Annotated in this window: 14 protein-coding genes; 2 read left to right on the top strand and 12 right to left on the bottom strand. The window is 72.7% G+C overall.

The window, feature by feature from the left end; all coding sequences use genetic code 11:
* Nucleotides 1-4: 4 nt before the first annotated feature.
* From QSK00_RS29540 to iolC, 11 genes are all read right to left on the bottom strand, one after another.
* Nucleotides 5-1147, bottom strand: coding sequence for a Gfo/Idh/MocA family protein (locus QSK00_RS29540; protein WP_285596983.1), 1143 nt, complete (start codon nucleotides 1145-1147; stop codon nucleotides 5-7).
* A complete protein-coding gene (locus tag QSK00_RS29545) occupies nucleotides 1144-2028 on the bottom strand; it encodes a sugar phosphate isomerase/epimerase family protein (RefSeq protein ID WP_285596984.1) in 885 nt (294 codons plus the stop codon). The genes QSK00_RS29540 and QSK00_RS29545 overlap by 4 nt, the downstream gene beginning before the upstream one ends.
* Complete coding sequence (locus QSK00_RS29550) at nucleotides 2025-3077, bottom strand: Gfo/Idh/MocA family protein (protein WP_285596986.1); 1053 nt, start codon at nucleotides 3075-3077, stop codon at nucleotides 2025-2027. The genes QSK00_RS29545 and QSK00_RS29550 overlap by 4 nt, the downstream gene beginning before the upstream one ends.
* 11 nt (nucleotides 3078-3088) lie before the next feature.
* On the bottom strand, nucleotides 3089-4024 hold the full coding sequence (locus tag QSK00_RS29555) for a sugar phosphate isomerase/epimerase family protein (protein ID WP_285596988.1): 936 nt from the start codon (nucleotides 4022-4024) through the stop codon (nucleotides 3089-3091).
* A 213-nt stretch (nucleotides 4025-4237) separates the two neighbouring features.
* Nucleotides 4238-4591 (bottom strand): universal stress protein, encoded by a 354-nt coding sequence (locus QSK00_RS29560; RefSeq protein WP_285596990.1) that lies wholly within the window; start codon nucleotides 4589-4591, stop codon nucleotides 4238-4240.
* Nucleotides 4588-6006 carry a sugar porter family MFS transporter gene (locus QSK00_RS29565; RefSeq protein WP_285596992.1) on the bottom strand — a complete coding sequence of 473 codons (1419 nt, stop codon included), beginning with the start codon at nucleotides 6004-6006 and terminating at the stop codon, nucleotides 4588-4590. Before QSK00_RS29565 ends, QSK00_RS29560 begins: the two co-directional genes overlap by 4 nt.
* A gap of 76 nt (nucleotides 6007-6082) precedes the next feature.
* Nucleotides 6083-7621: a CoA-acylating methylmalonate-semialdehyde dehydrogenase gene (locus QSK00_RS29570; RefSeq protein WP_285596995.1), complete on the bottom strand. Its 1539-nt coding sequence runs from the start codon at nucleotides 7619-7621 to the stop codon at nucleotides 6083-6085.
* 16 nt (nucleotides 7622-7637) lie between these two features.
* On the bottom strand, nucleotides 7638-9548 hold the full coding sequence (iolD, locus tag QSK00_RS29575; protein ID WP_285596996.1) for a 3D-(3,5/4)-trihydroxycyclohexane-1,2-dione acylhydrolase (decyclizing): 1911 nt from the start codon (nucleotides 9546-9548) through the stop codon (nucleotides 7638-7640).
* A complete protein-coding gene (gene iolB, locus QSK00_RS29580) occupies nucleotides 9548-10420 on the bottom strand; it encodes a 5-deoxy-glucuronate isomerase (RefSeq protein WP_285596998.1) in 873 nt (290 codons plus the stop codon). Before iolB ends, iolD begins: the two co-directional genes overlap by 1 nt.
* Complete coding sequence (locus tag QSK00_RS29585) at nucleotides 10417-11319, bottom strand: class I fructose-bisphosphate aldolase (RefSeq protein WP_285597000.1); 903 nt, start codon at nucleotides 11317-11319, stop codon at nucleotides 10417-10419. The genes iolB and QSK00_RS29585 overlap by 4 nt, the downstream gene beginning before the upstream one ends.
* Nucleotides 11312-12292: a 5-dehydro-2-deoxygluconokinase gene (gene iolC / locus QSK00_RS29590; RefSeq protein ID WP_285597002.1), complete on the bottom strand. Its 981-nt coding sequence runs from the start codon at nucleotides 12290-12292 to the stop codon at nucleotides 11312-11314. The genes QSK00_RS29585 and iolC overlap by 8 nt, the downstream gene beginning before the upstream one ends.
* 127 nt (nucleotides 12293-12419) lie before the next feature.
* On the opposite strand from iolC, the gene QSK00_RS29595 reads away from it, so the two are divergent.
* Together QSK00_RS29595 and QSK00_RS29600 are read left to right on the top strand one after the other, a co-directional pair.
* Nucleotides 12420-13175: a GntR family transcriptional regulator gene (locus tag QSK00_RS29595; RefSeq protein ID WP_285597003.1), complete on the top strand. Its 756-nt coding sequence runs from the start codon at nucleotides 12420-12422 to the stop codon at nucleotides 13173-13175.
* A 226-nt stretch (nucleotides 13176-13401) separates the two neighbouring features.
* The gene (locus QSK00_RS29600) at nucleotides 13402-13776 is read left to right on the top strand and encodes a VOC family protein (RefSeq protein ID WP_285597004.1); all 375 of its coding nucleotides are present in this window, start codon (nucleotides 13402-13404) and stop codon (nucleotides 13774-13776) included.
* A 102-nt stretch (nucleotides 13777-13878) separates the two neighbouring features.
* Here QSK00_RS29600 and QSK00_RS29605 read toward each other — a convergent pair whose 3' ends face one another.
* Nucleotides 13879-14226, bottom strand: coding sequence for a LysM peptidoglycan-binding domain-containing protein (locus QSK00_RS29605; protein WP_285597005.1), 348 nt, complete (start codon nucleotides 14224-14226; stop codon nucleotides 13879-13881).
* Nucleotides 14227-14247 lie beyond the last annotated feature (21 nt).

Raw genomic sequence — 14247 nt, forward strand, 5'->3', positions numbered from 1 at the left:
ATGCTCAGGCCAGGTCCACCCAGCCGCGCTTGTCCATCGACTGCGCGACCGCGTCGAGCACGCGGGCCGCGGCCAGGGCGTCGTCGATCGTCGCGCCGGGCGCGACCTCGCCGCCGCCGACGCCGCGCAGGAACGCGTTCGCCTCCGACACCTTGAGGTCGTCGAGCGACGTCGGGTTGCCGGCACCGGGCTGGAACAGCGCGAAGTCCCCGTCGCCCGGTGCAGCCGCGACCACGGAGCTCGCCTGGTCGACGTAGCCGTCGCCGGACGAGACGAGCAGCTCCCCCGGCCGTCGGAAGTCGAACGACACGAGGCCCTGCGTCCCGTGGATCTCGAACCCGTAGTCGTTCTGGTCCCCGACGGCGACCCGGCTCGCCTCGAGCTGCACGATCACGTCGTCGCTGGTCCGGCCGAGCACGGAGACGAAGTCGAGGTTCTCGACGTCGCCGTACTCGTCCCCGCCCCGGGAGTACTGGCTCGCCCCCGCGGCCACGACGGGGCGCCGCGGGATGAACCGCTCCCCGTCGGCGACCACCGTCCGCACCTCCCCGACCAGGAACCGGACGAGGTCGACCCCGTGCACGGCCAGGTCGTTCAGCACCCCCGACCCGCCCTGCGCCCGCGTGAACCGCCAGGTCAACCCGCCGTCGGGATGGGCGGCGAAGTCGGTGAGCAGCCGAAAGCGCGCGTGCGTGAGCCGCCCGATCGCGCCCTCGGCGAGCAGCCGCCGGGCCCGGGCGATCGCCGGGACCATGCGGTAGTTGAAACCGATCGTCGACGTGACGCCCGCGGCGTGCACGGCGTCGGCCACGGCGGCGGTGTCGGCCGAGGTCAGACCCACCGGCTTCTCGATCCACAGGTGCTTGCCCGCCTGCGCGACGGCCACCCCGATCTCGCGGTGCAGCCCGTTCGGCGCGGCGACGCTGACCGCCTCGATCGCCGGGTCGTCCACCACCGAGCGCCAGTCGGTCGTCGCGCGCTCGAAGCCGTAGCGGGCGACGAAGTCGTCGGCCGCGGCCGGGACCGCGTCGGCCACCGCGACCAGCCGCGGCCGCGCCGCGAGCGCCACGTGGTGCGGCAGCCGGGCGTACGCGCGGGCGTGGAGGTGGCCCATCCAGCCCGCCCCCACCAGTCCGACGGCGGTCACGGCGACTCCCAGGTGACGGTCCCGAAGTGTTTCCCGACGAGGTCGGTGACGGTCTCGCGGTCGCGCGTCACCACGTCGAGCGCGCGGTCCTCCCACCCGAACACGCAGTGGGTCAGGGTGCCGTCGAAGCCCGCCGCCGCGAGCGCGGCGAAGACCTCGTCGAAGTCGACCTCGCCCGCCCCCATCGGCGCGTGCTGGTGCACCCGCACCGTCGACCCGGGCGGGTTGACGATGTAGCGCAGCCCGCCCGAGGCGGTGTGGTCGAGGGTGTCCGCGAGGTGCACGTTGGTCACCCGCGCGCCGGCGTGCGCGATGATCCCGGCCGCGTCGTTCCCCTGGTGGAACGTGTGCGGCGTGCAGTAGAGGAACGTGATCCAGTCTCGGTCGAGCCCCGCGATCATGTCGACGGCGGCGTGGCCGTCCTCGATGAAGTCGTCGGGGTGCGGCTCGAGCACGAGCCGGACGCCCTCGCGCTCGAAGTCCGGCGCGAGCTCGTCGAACGAGCGCAGGAACATCGCCTCGGCCTGCTCCGCGGCCTCCGGCCGGCCGTTGAACTCGGTGTTGATCGTGTCGACGCCCAGGTCGACGGTGATCCGGATGGCCCGTCGCCACGCGCGGACGGCAGCCTGGCGGGCCTCCTCCGAGGGCCCCGACCAGCGCAGGACCGGCAGCACCGACGAGATCCCCACCCCCACGTCGGCGGCGCGGCGACGCAGCGTGGCCACGGTCCCCGAGTCGACCCGCGGGTGCGCGAAGAACGGGATGAAGTCCTCCTTCGGGGAGAGCTCCATCCACTGGTAGCCCGCGCGGGCCACGGCGTCGGGGAGGTCGACCACCGCCGTCGTCCGGTGGAACATCTGCGCGTCGAGGGCGAGCTTCATCGCGGATCCATCCCGGTCTCCACGCGCACGCCCTTCACGACGGCGGCCACCCCGGCCTCGCAGATCGCCGCGGCCGCGTAGCCGTCCCAGCTGCCCGGGCCGTCGACGGCGTCCCCGCCCGAGGCGATCCCGGCGCGGGCGGCGTCGGCCCAGCGCTGCATCTGGTCGTCGTAGGCCTGGCCGAAACGCTCGACGAAGCCGGGCGTGATCGTCCCGCCCCAGGTGCCGCCGGGGCGCTTCACGACGACGTTCTGGTCCAGTCCGATCGTCGCCGACCCGCGCTCGCCGACGAGCTCGGTGCGCACCTCGTAGGCCACGCCCGTCCGCACGAAGATCTCGATCGTGACCAGCGCGCCGGACTCGGCCTCGAACAGCACGAGCATCGGGTCGGAGGTGCCGGCGGGCGCGCTCGAGGTCGGGCGACCCTTCACCACGGTGACGGCGCTGATCTCCTCGCCGAGCAGGAAGCGGGCGGTGTCGGCCTCGTGGACCACCGAGTCGCGGATCATGAACTGCGAGTCGAAGAAGTCCGGCACGTCGGGGTTGCGGTGGGTGCAGTGCAGCATCAGCGGCGCGCCGAACTCGCCGGTGGCGATCAGGCGCTGCAGCTGCGCGTACTCGTGGTCGAACCGGCGCATGAAGCCGACCTGGATGAGGCGGCGCCCGAGCTCCGACTCGCGGCGGTACACCTCGAGGGACGTCGACGCCTCGACCGTGAGCGGCTTCTCGCAGAGCACGGGCTTGCCGGCCTCGAGGCACGCGAGGACCTGCTCGTGGTGGGCGGCGCCGGGGCTGGCGAGGACGACGGCGTCGACGTCGTCGGCGCGGATCGCCTCCAGCGGGTCGGCCACCACCCGGGCGCCGATCGGGTCGCCGACGCGGTGGGCCTGCTCGTCGACGAAGTCACTGACGACGGTGACTCGGGCGCCGCGGGTGCGCCGGGAGAGGCTGTCGACGTGGAAGGCGCCCATCTTGCCGACGCCGAGGACGGCGACGCGGAGTTCGTCGGGAGACGTGGCGGAGCGGAGTTCGACCCCGGAGGTGGTCATGACGGTCGCTCCTAGGCGGTGGTGAGGGCGGCGGGGCCGACGGCGACGGCGCCGCCGCAGCCGGCGAGGTAGGTGCGGGTGCGCTTGGCGATCGGCAGCGGCATGTCGGCCGGGCAGGGGTACATGTCCTGCTCGACGATCGCGAACACGTCCGGGTTGACGGGGAGGACGGCCTCGGTGACGGCGGCGAGCACGTCGGGCATCGACGGCACGCCGTGCGGCGGCTCGATCATCGCGCCGGCGCGGACGGCGTCGGGGAAGGGCAGGTCCTCGGCCTCGACGCGGGCGACGATCGCCGGGTCGACCTGCTTGAGGTGCAGGTAGCCGATCCGCTCCGGGTACTTCCGGATGATCGCGACGTTGTCCCCGCCGTAGTAGGAGACGTGCCCGGTGTCGAGGCACAGGTTCACGTAGCGCGGGTCGGTCGACTCCACGAAGCGCTCGATCTCCCGCTGGTAGCCGACGTGCGAGTCGGCGTGCGAGTGGAATTGCACGCGCAGGCCGTACTCCTCGAGCACGCGTCGGCCGAGGGTGTCCATGCCCATGGTCAGGCGGTCCCAGGACGCGGCGTCGAGCTCGCGGGGCTCCTTCGGCGCGCCGGTCCTGTGGTCGCGCCACGGCTCCGGGATGACGACGAGGTGCTCGCCACCGACCGCGCGGGTCAGTGCGGCGACGTCGGCGACCTGATCCCAGACGTGGTCCCACGAGTCGGGCTGGTGCAGGTGCTCGAACACGGTGCCGGCCGAGACCGACAGGCCGTACTCGCGCAGGGCGTCGGCCAGGGCCGTCGGGTCGGTCGGCAGGAAGCCGTAGGGACCGAGCTCGATGACGTCGTAGCCGGCGGCCGCGACCTCGGCGAGGAACCGTTCGGGGGTCGTCTGCTCGGGGTCCTCCGGGAACCACACGCCCCACGAGTCGGGGGCGGAGCCGACGCGGATGCTGCTCACTGCGTTCTCCTCGTTGAGTCGGGGTCGGGGCTCGGCGCCACCGGACGAGGACGACGCTAGGCAGCGGGACCCGGCGTCGTCAACGCTTTGTACAGACATACCGTCAAGAATTTTAGAGCGCTCTAGGACTCGCCCAGACACACACCAGGCAGGTCGGAGCGCCCGCGGACCTGCCCCACGTGAACGTCGCGGAGCGGGTCCGCGGCAGCGACCTCAGGCCGGCGGCTTGACCGCCAGGACGGGCACGGGCGACTCGAGCAGCAGGCGCTGGGAGATGCTCCCGAGCAGCGCCTTGCTCACCGGGGACCGGCGGCGCACGCCGATGACGAGCCGCTGCACGTCCCCGCGTTCGTCGATCTCGTCGAGCACAGCCTCGGCCGGGTCGCGGTCGCCGGACCCGCGACGCTCGACGACCTCGGTGCCTGCCGGGACCAGCCCCGGCTCGAGCGTGGACAGCGACAGGTTCACGACGACGAGCCGCGCCCCCAGCAGGTCCGCCTCCGCCGCTCCCGCAGCCAGCGCGTGCGTTCCCTCGGCGCCCTCGCCGACCGCCACGAGCACGCTCATCGGACACCTCCGGCGGCGCGGAAGTCGGCCTCGAGCTCCTCGAGCGACCGGCCGCGGGTCTCGGGCACGTAGCGGTGGGTGAAGACCAGGGCGATCAGGCCGAGCGCGACGAAGATGAGAAACGTCGGCGCGATCCCGATCGCCTCGACGGTCGGCGGGAAGACGAGGGCGACCACGGCGTTCGCGATCCACAGCACGAACACGCTGATGCCGATGGCGAGGCTGCGGATCTTCAGCGGGAAGATCTCGGAGAGGATCAGCCACACGAGCGGGCCGATGGTGCCCTGCATGCAGAACACGAACAGCACGACGAACACGAGGATGAAGTACGCCTTCGCCGTCCCGTCGGGCAGGAGCAGTGCGGAGAGCCCGACGAGCAGGTGGAACGTCGTCGTCAGCGCGAAGCCGCCGAGCAGCATCGTGCGCCGGTCGATGCGGTTGATCAGCAGGATGCCGACGCTGATGCCGAGCACCGAGAACAGGCCGTTGAGCGTGTTCGCGATGATCGCGGCGCTCGCCGAGAAGCCGGCGTCGCCCAGGAGCTGCGTGCCGTAGTACATGATCGAGTTGATGCCGGTGAACTGCTGGAACACGCCCAGCCCGGCGCCGATCAGGATGAGCCGGCGGATCCAGCGCACCGAGAGGTCGGACGCCCCGCCAGTGCGCGAGAGCTCCTCCTCCTCGGCGAGCCGGTGCACCTCAGCCATCTCGGCGCGAGCCCGCTCGGGGGTGCGGACCTGCTCGAGGACCGCGAGGGCCTCGTCGTCGCGGCCCTGCCCGACGAGCCAGCGGGGGCTCTCCGGCATCCGCAGCATGCCGATGAACAGCGCGATCGCCGGGAGCAGCGCGACGACGAGCATGACGCGCCAGATCGCGTCCACCTCGCCCCAGACGTTGAAGATGATCGCGTTGATCACGAAGGCCGCGAACTGGCCGGAGACGATCATGACCTCGTTGCGGGTGACGAGCCCGCCGCGCCGCTCGACCGGCGCGATCTCCGCGAGGTACACCGGCACGGTGGCGGACGCCCCGCCGACCGCGAGGCCGAGCACGAAACGGAAGACCGCGAGGACCTCCCAGTTCGGGGCGGACACGCAGCCGATCGTGCCGATCATGAACACGACCGCGAGCAGCAGGATGTTGTGCCGGCGCCCGTAGCGGTCGGAGAGCCGCCCGCCGATCATGGCGCCGATGGCGGCCCCGAAGATCAGGATGCTGACGACGATGCCCTCGGTGACGGAGGTGAGCCCGAGGTCGCGGGTCAGGGGCTCGAGGGCGCCGTTGATGACGCCGGTGTCGTAGCCGAAGAGCAGGCCGCCGAAGGTCGCGACGACCGCGATCAGACCGAGCCGCGAGGAGTGCGGTCCCGTGGTGTCGGGCGGCAGGTTGGGTGGTGCTGCGGAATCGGTGCTCAAGATCGCTCCTCCCCGATGAGGGCGTCGTGGATCGGCCCGACGGCGGGTGTCGTGTCACCCGCCGTCGGGAACGGGGTCAGGCGTTGGTGGGGAAGCCGAGGTTCAGCCCGGCGTGGGACGGGTCGAGCCACCGGGTGGTGACGACCTTGCCCCGGGTGAAGAAGTGCACGCCCTCGGTGCCGTGGGCATGGGTGTCGCCGAACAGCGAGTTCTTCCAGCCGCCGAAGGAGTAGTAGGCCATCGGGACCGGGACCGGCACGTTGACGCCGATCATCCCGACCTCGACCTCGTTCTGGAACCGCCGCGCGGCCCCGCCATCGTTGGTGAAGATCGCGGTGCCGTTGCCGTAGGGGTTCGCGTTGATCAGCTCGACCGCCTCGGTGTAGGAGTCGACGCGGACCACGGAGAGCACCGGTCCGAAGATCTCGTCGGTGTAGACGCTCATGTCGGTGCCGACGTGGTCGAGCAGCGTCGGGCCCACGAAGAAGCCCTGGCCGTCGGCGTCGAAGTCGCCGGTGCGGCCGTCGACCACCACGGTCGCGCCCTCGCGCTCGCCGGCGTCGACGTAGCCGGAGACGCGGTCCTGCGCCGCCTTCGTGACCAGCGGGCCCATGTCGCAGGAGCGTCGCCCGTCCCCGGTGCGCAGCCCGCGGGCCCGCTCGGCGATCTTCTCGACGAGGGTGTCGGCGCAGTCGCCCACCGCGACCAGCGCGGAGATCGACATGCACCGCTCGCCGGCCGAGCCGAACCCGGCGTTCACCGCCTGGTCGGCGGCGAGGTCGAGGTCGGCGTCGGGCAGCACCACCATGTGGTTCTTCGCCCCGCCGAGGGCCTGGACGCGCTTGCCGTGCGCGGTGCCGGTCTCGTAGATGTAGCGCGCGATCGGGGTCGAGCCCACGAAGCTGATCGAGCGCACGTCGGGGTTCGTGAGCAGCCCGTCGACCGCGACCTTGTCGCCGTGGACGACGTTGAACACGCCGTCGGGCAGCCCGGCCTCGCGCCACAGCTCGGCGATCCACAGCGCCGCCGAGGGGACCTTCTCGCTCGGCTTGAGCACCACGGTGTTGCCCGCGGCGATCGCGATGGGGAAGAACCACATCGGCACCATGGCCGGGAAGTTGAACGGCGAGATGATCCCGACGACGCCGAGCGGCTGCCGCACCGAGTGCACGTCGATGCCGGTCGAGGCGTTCTCGGTCGCGCCGCCCTTGAGCAGGTGGGGCATCCCGCAGGCGAACTCCACGACCTCCTGACCGCGCGCGACCTCACCGGCGGCGTCGGAGAGGACCTTGCCGTGCTCGGCGGTGATGACCTCCGCGAGCTCGCCCGCCTTCGCGTTCAGCAGCTCCCGGAACCGGAAGAGGATCGAGGTGCGCTTCGTCAGCGAGGTGTCGCGCCACCCCGGGAACGCCGCCTTCGCGACGGCGACCGCGTCGACGACCTCCGCCGCCGAGGCGAACGGCACCAGGGCCGTGACCTCGCCGGTCGCGGGGTTCGTGACGTCGCCGAAGGTCCCGCTCCCGCCGGGGGTGGGCGTGCCGCCGATCCAGTGGGTGAGCTCGGGGACGCCGCCGTCGGTGGGGGTGGTGGCGGTGTCGTCCAGCGTGCTGGTCATCAGATCTCCGTCTCGGTCAGTGCTTCTCGGCGGGCGCGAGGAAGGGCCGCTGCCGCGCCTTGTTGACGTCGTAGGTGGCTCGCGCGGACTGCGTCGAGGCGAGGGTGGAGGTCTCGCTGACGGGCACGTCCCACCAGGAGCGGGAGTCGGGAGCGCCGACGCGGGGATCGGTCTCGACGTGCACGACCGACGCGTGCGGATCCGCCTTCGCCGCGGTGATCGCCGCCGCGAACTCCTCGGCGGACCGCACCCGACGCACCGGCACCCCCAACGACTCGGCGTTCGCGGCGAGGTCGACCGGCAGGTGCCCGCCGTCGAGCCGGCCCGACGACGTGCGGTAGCGGTAGCTGGTGCCGAACCGCTGGGAGCCCAGGGACTCCGAGAGCGCGCCGATCGAGGCGAAGCCGTGGTTCTGCACGAGCACCACGATCACCTTGAGTCCCTCCTGGACCGCAGTGACCAGTTCGGTCGCCATCATGAGGTAGGAGCCGTCGCCGACCAGGACGAACACGTCACGGTCGGGCGCACCCAGGGCGACCCCGAGGCCGCCGGCCACCTCGTAGCCCATGCAGGAGTACCCGTACTCGACGTGGTAGCCCTTCGGGTCGCGGGTCTGCCACAGCTTGTGCAGGTCACCCGGCATCGAGCCCGCGGCGCAGACGACGACGTCGCGCGGGTCGGACAGGTCGTTGACCATGCCCAACACCTCGGACTGGGTGAGCAGCCCGTCGGCCCCCGCGTTCGGGCTCGCCGGGTGGTACGCGGCGTCGACGGTCGCGGCCCACTCCGCGTCCAGCGTGCGGTACCGCTCGACGTAGGACGCGTCGACCGCGTGACCCTCGAGGGCGGCGGTCAGCGCCTCCAGCGTCTCGCGGGCGTCGGCGACGACGGAGACCCCGGAGTGCTTCACCGCGTCGATCGGGGCGACGTTGACGTTGACGAACCGGACGTCCGGATGCGCGAAGGCCGTGCGGCTCGCCGTCGTGAAATCGGAGTACCGGGTGCCGATCCCGACGACGACGTCGGCATCCGCGGCGATCGCGTTGGCGGCGGTGGTGCCGGTGGACCCGATCGCGCCGAGGCACTGCGGGTGGTCCCACGCGAGCGTGCCCTTGCCCGCCTGCGACTGGCCGACGGGGATGCCGGTGGCCTCGCAGAACGCCGCGAGCGCCTCGACCGCGCCGCTGTAGTGCACGCCGCCGCCGGCGACGACCAGCGGGCGGCGCGCGGAGCGGATCGCCTCGGCGGCCCGGTCGACGGCGGAGCGCTCCGGCACCGGACGGGCCACGTGCCAGGTCCGCTCGGCGAAGAACTCGACCGGCCAGTCGTGCGCCTGGGCCTGCACGTCCTGCGGGAAGCAGACCGTGACCGCACCGGTCTCGACCGGGTCCGTGAGCACCCGCATCGCCGAGAGGAGGGCGGCCGGGAGCTGCTCGGGCCGCCACACGCGGTCGAAGTACTTCGACACCGGGCGGAAGCAGTCGTTGACGGTGACGTCGCCCGCGCCCGGGAGCTCCAGCTCCTGCAGCAGCGGCGACGCGGACCGGTCGGCGAACGTGTCGGCCGGGAGCAGCAGCACGGGCAGCCGGTTGATCGTGGCCAGCGCGGCACCGGTGACCATGTTGGTGGCGCCCGGGCCGACGCTCGACGACACGGCCCAGGTCCGCAGCCGGTCCTGGGTGCGGGCGTAGGCGACCGCGGTGTGGACCATGGCCTGCTCGTTGCGGCCGAGGACGTAGCGCAGCGCGTCGGGCTCCTCCAGCTCCGCCTGCAGCAGCGCCTGTCCCAGGCCCGCGACGTTGCCGTGGCCGAAGATGCCGAAGCACCCGGCGAACAGCTTCTGCCGCACGCCGTCGCGCTCGGAGTACTGCGCGGCGAGGAACCTCACGGTCGCCTGGGCGACGGTCAACCGCACCGTGTCTGCCATCACTGCCCTCCGAGACGAGCGTCGATGCTCTGGTCGGCCCAGGTCTCCCGCACCCACGCCTGCTCGGGGTGGTCGGTGATCCGCCAGGCGCGCTCCGGCCCGGGGCCGGCCATGACGTTGAGGTAGTACATGTCGTGCCCCGGCGCGGCCATGCACGGTCCGTGCCAGCCGAAGGGGACGAGCACGGTGTCGCGGTCGCGGACCTCGACGAGCACGTCGATCTCCCCGGCCTCCGACGTCGACGTGCGGTGGTAGCCGATCCCCGGGGTGCCGTGCGGCGACGGCGCGATCTCGAAGTAGTAGATCTCCTCGAGCTCGGACTCGTGCGGGCCCGCGGTGTCGTGCTTGTGGGCCGGGTAGCTCGACCAGTTGCCGTTCGGGGTGATCACCTCGCAGGCGATCAGCGAGGCGGTCTCGAACACCCCGACGGTGCCGAAGTTGCGGACCTGCCGGCTCGCCTGCCCGGCGCCGCGCAGCTCGACCGGCACGTCGGCAGCGGGCGCGTACCGGAACGCCAGCTGGGTGTCGGTGCGGGCTCCCGTCAACGCGAAGCGTCCCTCGCCGCGCACGGTGACCTCCGCGTCGACCGGCAGGTACACGACGTCCGTGGGCCCGGCGAACACGCTCGTCCGGCCGCGCAGCTCGAACGTCGTGCTCCCCAGGGTGACCGCCCCGGAGCCCGCGAGCGGGACGACGAACATCTCCTCACCCGCCGTCGGGACGGTCCGCTCCTCGCCGCGGGCGAGGGTGAAGGTCCGCAGCGAGGAGTGCGACCAGCCGGCGACCTCCCGCGTGATCAGCGTGTCGAAGCCGTCGGCGGCGCTGCTTCCCGACGGCAGGTGGAGCTCGTTGCCGAGGACGGTGCGCGTCATGCCGCGGCCGCCTTGGCGGGCCGGACGAGGGACACCGCGGTGTCGACGGCGGCCGCGACGTCGCCGTCGGGCGGGTAGAGCAGCGACCGGCCGACGACGAGCCCGCGGACCCCGGGCAGCGCGAGGGCCCGCGCCCAGGAGGCGTAGGTGTCGTCGGGGTGGCCGGCGGGGTCGCCGCCCAGGAGCAGCGTGGGCAGCGTGGTCGCCGCCATGACACGCTCCATGTCGTCGATCACGGGGAGCTTGAGCCAGGTGTAGGCGCTGGAGGCGCCGAGGCCCTGCCCGATGTGCACCGAGCGGACGACGGCCTCGGGCGAGAGGTCGTTGACCACCTGCCCGTCGACGCGGCGCGACAGGAAGGGCTCGACCATCGCGACGACGCCCGCGCGGTTGGCCTCGGTGACGACCTGCGCGCAGGTCTGGAGAGTGGCGACGGTCGACGGGTCGTCGAGGTCGATGCGGGTGAGCATCTTGATGGCGTCGAAGCGGGCCTCGACGGTGGCCGCGACGTCGTAGCCGGTCAGCCGGTCGTCCATCTCGAACACCGCGCCCGCGAGCCCGCCCCGGTTCATCGAGGAGACCACGACCTTGTCCTCGAGCGCCCCCAGCAGCAGGAGGTCCTCGAGGACGTCGGCGGTACCGAGGACGCCGTCGACGCCCGGTCGGGCGAGCGCGGTGACCAGCCGGTCGAGCAGCTCGGGGCGGCTCTCCATGGCCTCGGGGTTCCCCCGCACCGACAGCGCCCCGCGGGCGGGGTGGTCGGCGGCGACCAGCATGAGCCGGCCGTCCGGGGGCAGGAACGGCTGGCGGGCCCGGGCGGCGAGCAGCGCGGTGACGCGTCCCGGGTCGTGGGCCCGGACGTCGCGGAGCTCCGCGAGGTCGGCCACGAAGTCAGGCATCGGACTCCCCGTTCTGGTTCGGGTCGCCGCCGGACAGCAGGGTGTCGATCTCGGCGGGCGTCGGCATGGCGGTGGAGCACTCGAGGCGGGAGGCGACGATGGCCCCGGCCGCGTTGGCGCGGTGCAGGACCTCCTCCAGCGGCCACCCGGCGAGCAGGCCGTGGGCCAGCGAGCCCCCGAAGCTGTCGCCGGCGCCGAGGCCGTTGTAGGGCGTGATGTCGATCGGCGGCGAGACCACGCGCTCCGTGCGGGTCTTGGCGAGGACGCCCTTGGGCCCCTGCTTGACCACGGCGAGCGTCACCCCCGCGTCGAGCAGCGCGTCGGCCGCCCGGTCGGGGTCGGTCTCGTCGACCGCGACCTCGCACTCCTCGCGGTTCCCGACCGTCACCGTGACCTGGCCGAGGATCTTCTGGATCTGCGCGCGGGCCAGCTCCGGGGACTCCCAGAACATCGGCCGGTAGTCCAGGTCGAGCACCGTCCGGCCCGCGCCGCGCGCGGCGAGCGCCTCGTGGTGCGCCGCGCGCGACGGCTCCTCGGACAGGCCCGTGACCGAGAGCCACAGCAGGTCGGCGCCGGCGATCGCGTCACGGTCGAGGTCGGCGGGCCGCACCTGCAGGTCGGGCGCGGTGGGCTTCCGGTAGAAGTACAGCGGGAAGTCGTCCGGCGGGAAGATCTCGCAGAACGTGACCGGCGTGGCGTACTCGGTGTTGGTGACGACGTACCGGTCGTCCACCCCGAGCCGGCCCAGCTCCCGGCGCACGTAGCGGCCGAACGGGTCGTCGCCGACACCGGTGATGATCGCGGCGCGGCGCCCGAGGCGGGCCGCGGCGACGGCGACGTTCGCGGTGGTGCCGCCGAGGAACTTCCCGAACGAGGTGACGTCCTCGAGCCCGACCCCGACCTGCAGCGGGTAGATGTCCACCCCGGCGCGGCCGAACGTCAGGACCTCGGGCGGCTCGACGGAGGCGTTCATGATGGCCCTCTCGGTGCTTCTCGCAGGGTTCCGGCGTCAGGACCGAACGGTAGGCCGGGGCACCGACAACGTCAATACTTTGTACAGACATGATGACAATAGGACCTGGACCGGTAGGCTACGGCGTATGGCCACCCGATCCGAGGCCGTCCCGCTGGACGTGCGGCTCGACCGGACCAGTCCCGTGCCGCTCTACCACCAGCTCTCGCAGGCGATCGAGGCCAAGATCGCGTCCGGGGAGCTGCGCCCCGGGGACCGGATCGAGAACGAGCTCGCGCTCACCGAACGGCTCGGCCTCGCTCGCCCGACCGCCCGGCAGGCCATCGCGGAGCTGGTCCGCAAGGGCATGCTCGTGCGCCGTCGGGGGCTCGGCACCCAGGTCACGCGTCCCGCGATCCACCGCGACGTCCGCCTGTCCTCGCTCCACGAGGACCTCACGACGGCGGGTCGTTCCCCGCGGACGCGGCTGCTCTCCGCCGACATCGTGCCCGCCTCGTCGCTCGGGCTCGCCGAGGCGCTGTCGCCCGACGAGACGATGCAGTGCATCCGCCGGCTGCGGTCGGCCGACGACGAGCCGCTCGCCGTCATGACCAACTACCTGCCCGCCGCCGTGCAACTGTCGGACGCGGACCTCGCCGAGCTCACCGACACCGGGCTCTACGACCTGCTGCGCGCCCGCGGGGTGCAGATCGCGATCGCCCGCCAGACGATCGGCGCCCGCCTGGCCACCGACGAGGAGGCGTCGCTGCTCGAGCAGGAGACGCCGCTGGCCTGCGTGACCGCCGAGATGCTGGTGTACGACGACGCCGGGGCGCTGGTCGAGGTCGGGCGCCACCTCTACCGCGCCGACCGGTACACGGTGGAGACGTCGGTCGTCGTGTAGGTGCGCTGCGTGCACCCTCTCCGCGCGGCGCGCACCCCCACAAGATCTCATGGCGCGGAGCGACGTGGTCGGTGAGCGAGCACTTCGCTCCGCTCGACGAGATCTTGCGGGAGCGGGGCGCGCCGGGAGTACGCTCTGCGCTGCTCGGAGTGCGGCGTCGGAACGCTCCGGGCGTCGCTGCGGCGGCTCCTCGTGGCGCGTCCGATCGTGCTGCGCGAGGAGCGTCATGACCACCTGGTTCGAAGGCCTCAGCCTGCCCGTCACCGAGCTGGACCGGTCCGTCCGGTTCTACGAGTCGCTCGGCTTCGTCGAGGAGATTCGCAACGGCGGGTTCGTCCTGCTGCGGTTCGACCGGGCCACCCTCGGCCTGTTGGAGGCCGGCGCGGCGGCGGGCCGGATCGGGGCGGCCGCCGCCCTCGTGCAGGTCGAGCTCGGCACGGACGATCTCGACGGCCTGCACGCCGCGTTCGTCGCTGCGGGCATCGAGGTCCGCGTGCCGCCGCGGGACCGGGGGTTCGAGCGCTCGATGCAGCTGCGCGACCCCGACGGGTTCACCGTCGAGTTCGCCGAGGGCGTGCGCGGCCACAACGCCACACGCTGACGCCCACCGTCCGCGGGTCAGGTCGGTCGGGTCGACGATGGCGCGTTGCTCCCACTGGATGCGTCCAGGTCGCCATCGTCGATCGGGCGCCCGGTTGGACGGTCAGCGGAGCGACAGGCGTTGGCCCGGGACGATCCGGTCGGCGTCCGCGAGGTCGTTGCGCGCCGCGAGGGTGGCCGTGCTGACCGAGTACCGGGCCGCGATGGAGGAGAGCGTGTCCCCGGGGCGCACGGTGTAGGTGCCCGCCGACGACCCGGCCGACCCCGACCCCGACCCCGACGACCCGCCGCTCGGCGCCACCCCGCGCACGAACTGGATCATGCTCGTCCCGGCCTCCTGCAGGGCGTTGCCACCGCCCCGCACCATCGCCGCCGACGTCAGCGGCTGCGAGACGATCGCGTACAGCACGAGCACGACCACGAGGATCCCGACCACCCGCCCGACGCTCACCCGTCCATGGTGCGAGCCCCG

This window comes from Actinomycetospora sp. NBRC 106378, assembly GCF_030269685.1.
GTDB lineage: Bacteria > Actinomycetota > Actinomycetes > Mycobacteriales > Pseudonocardiaceae > Actinomycetospora.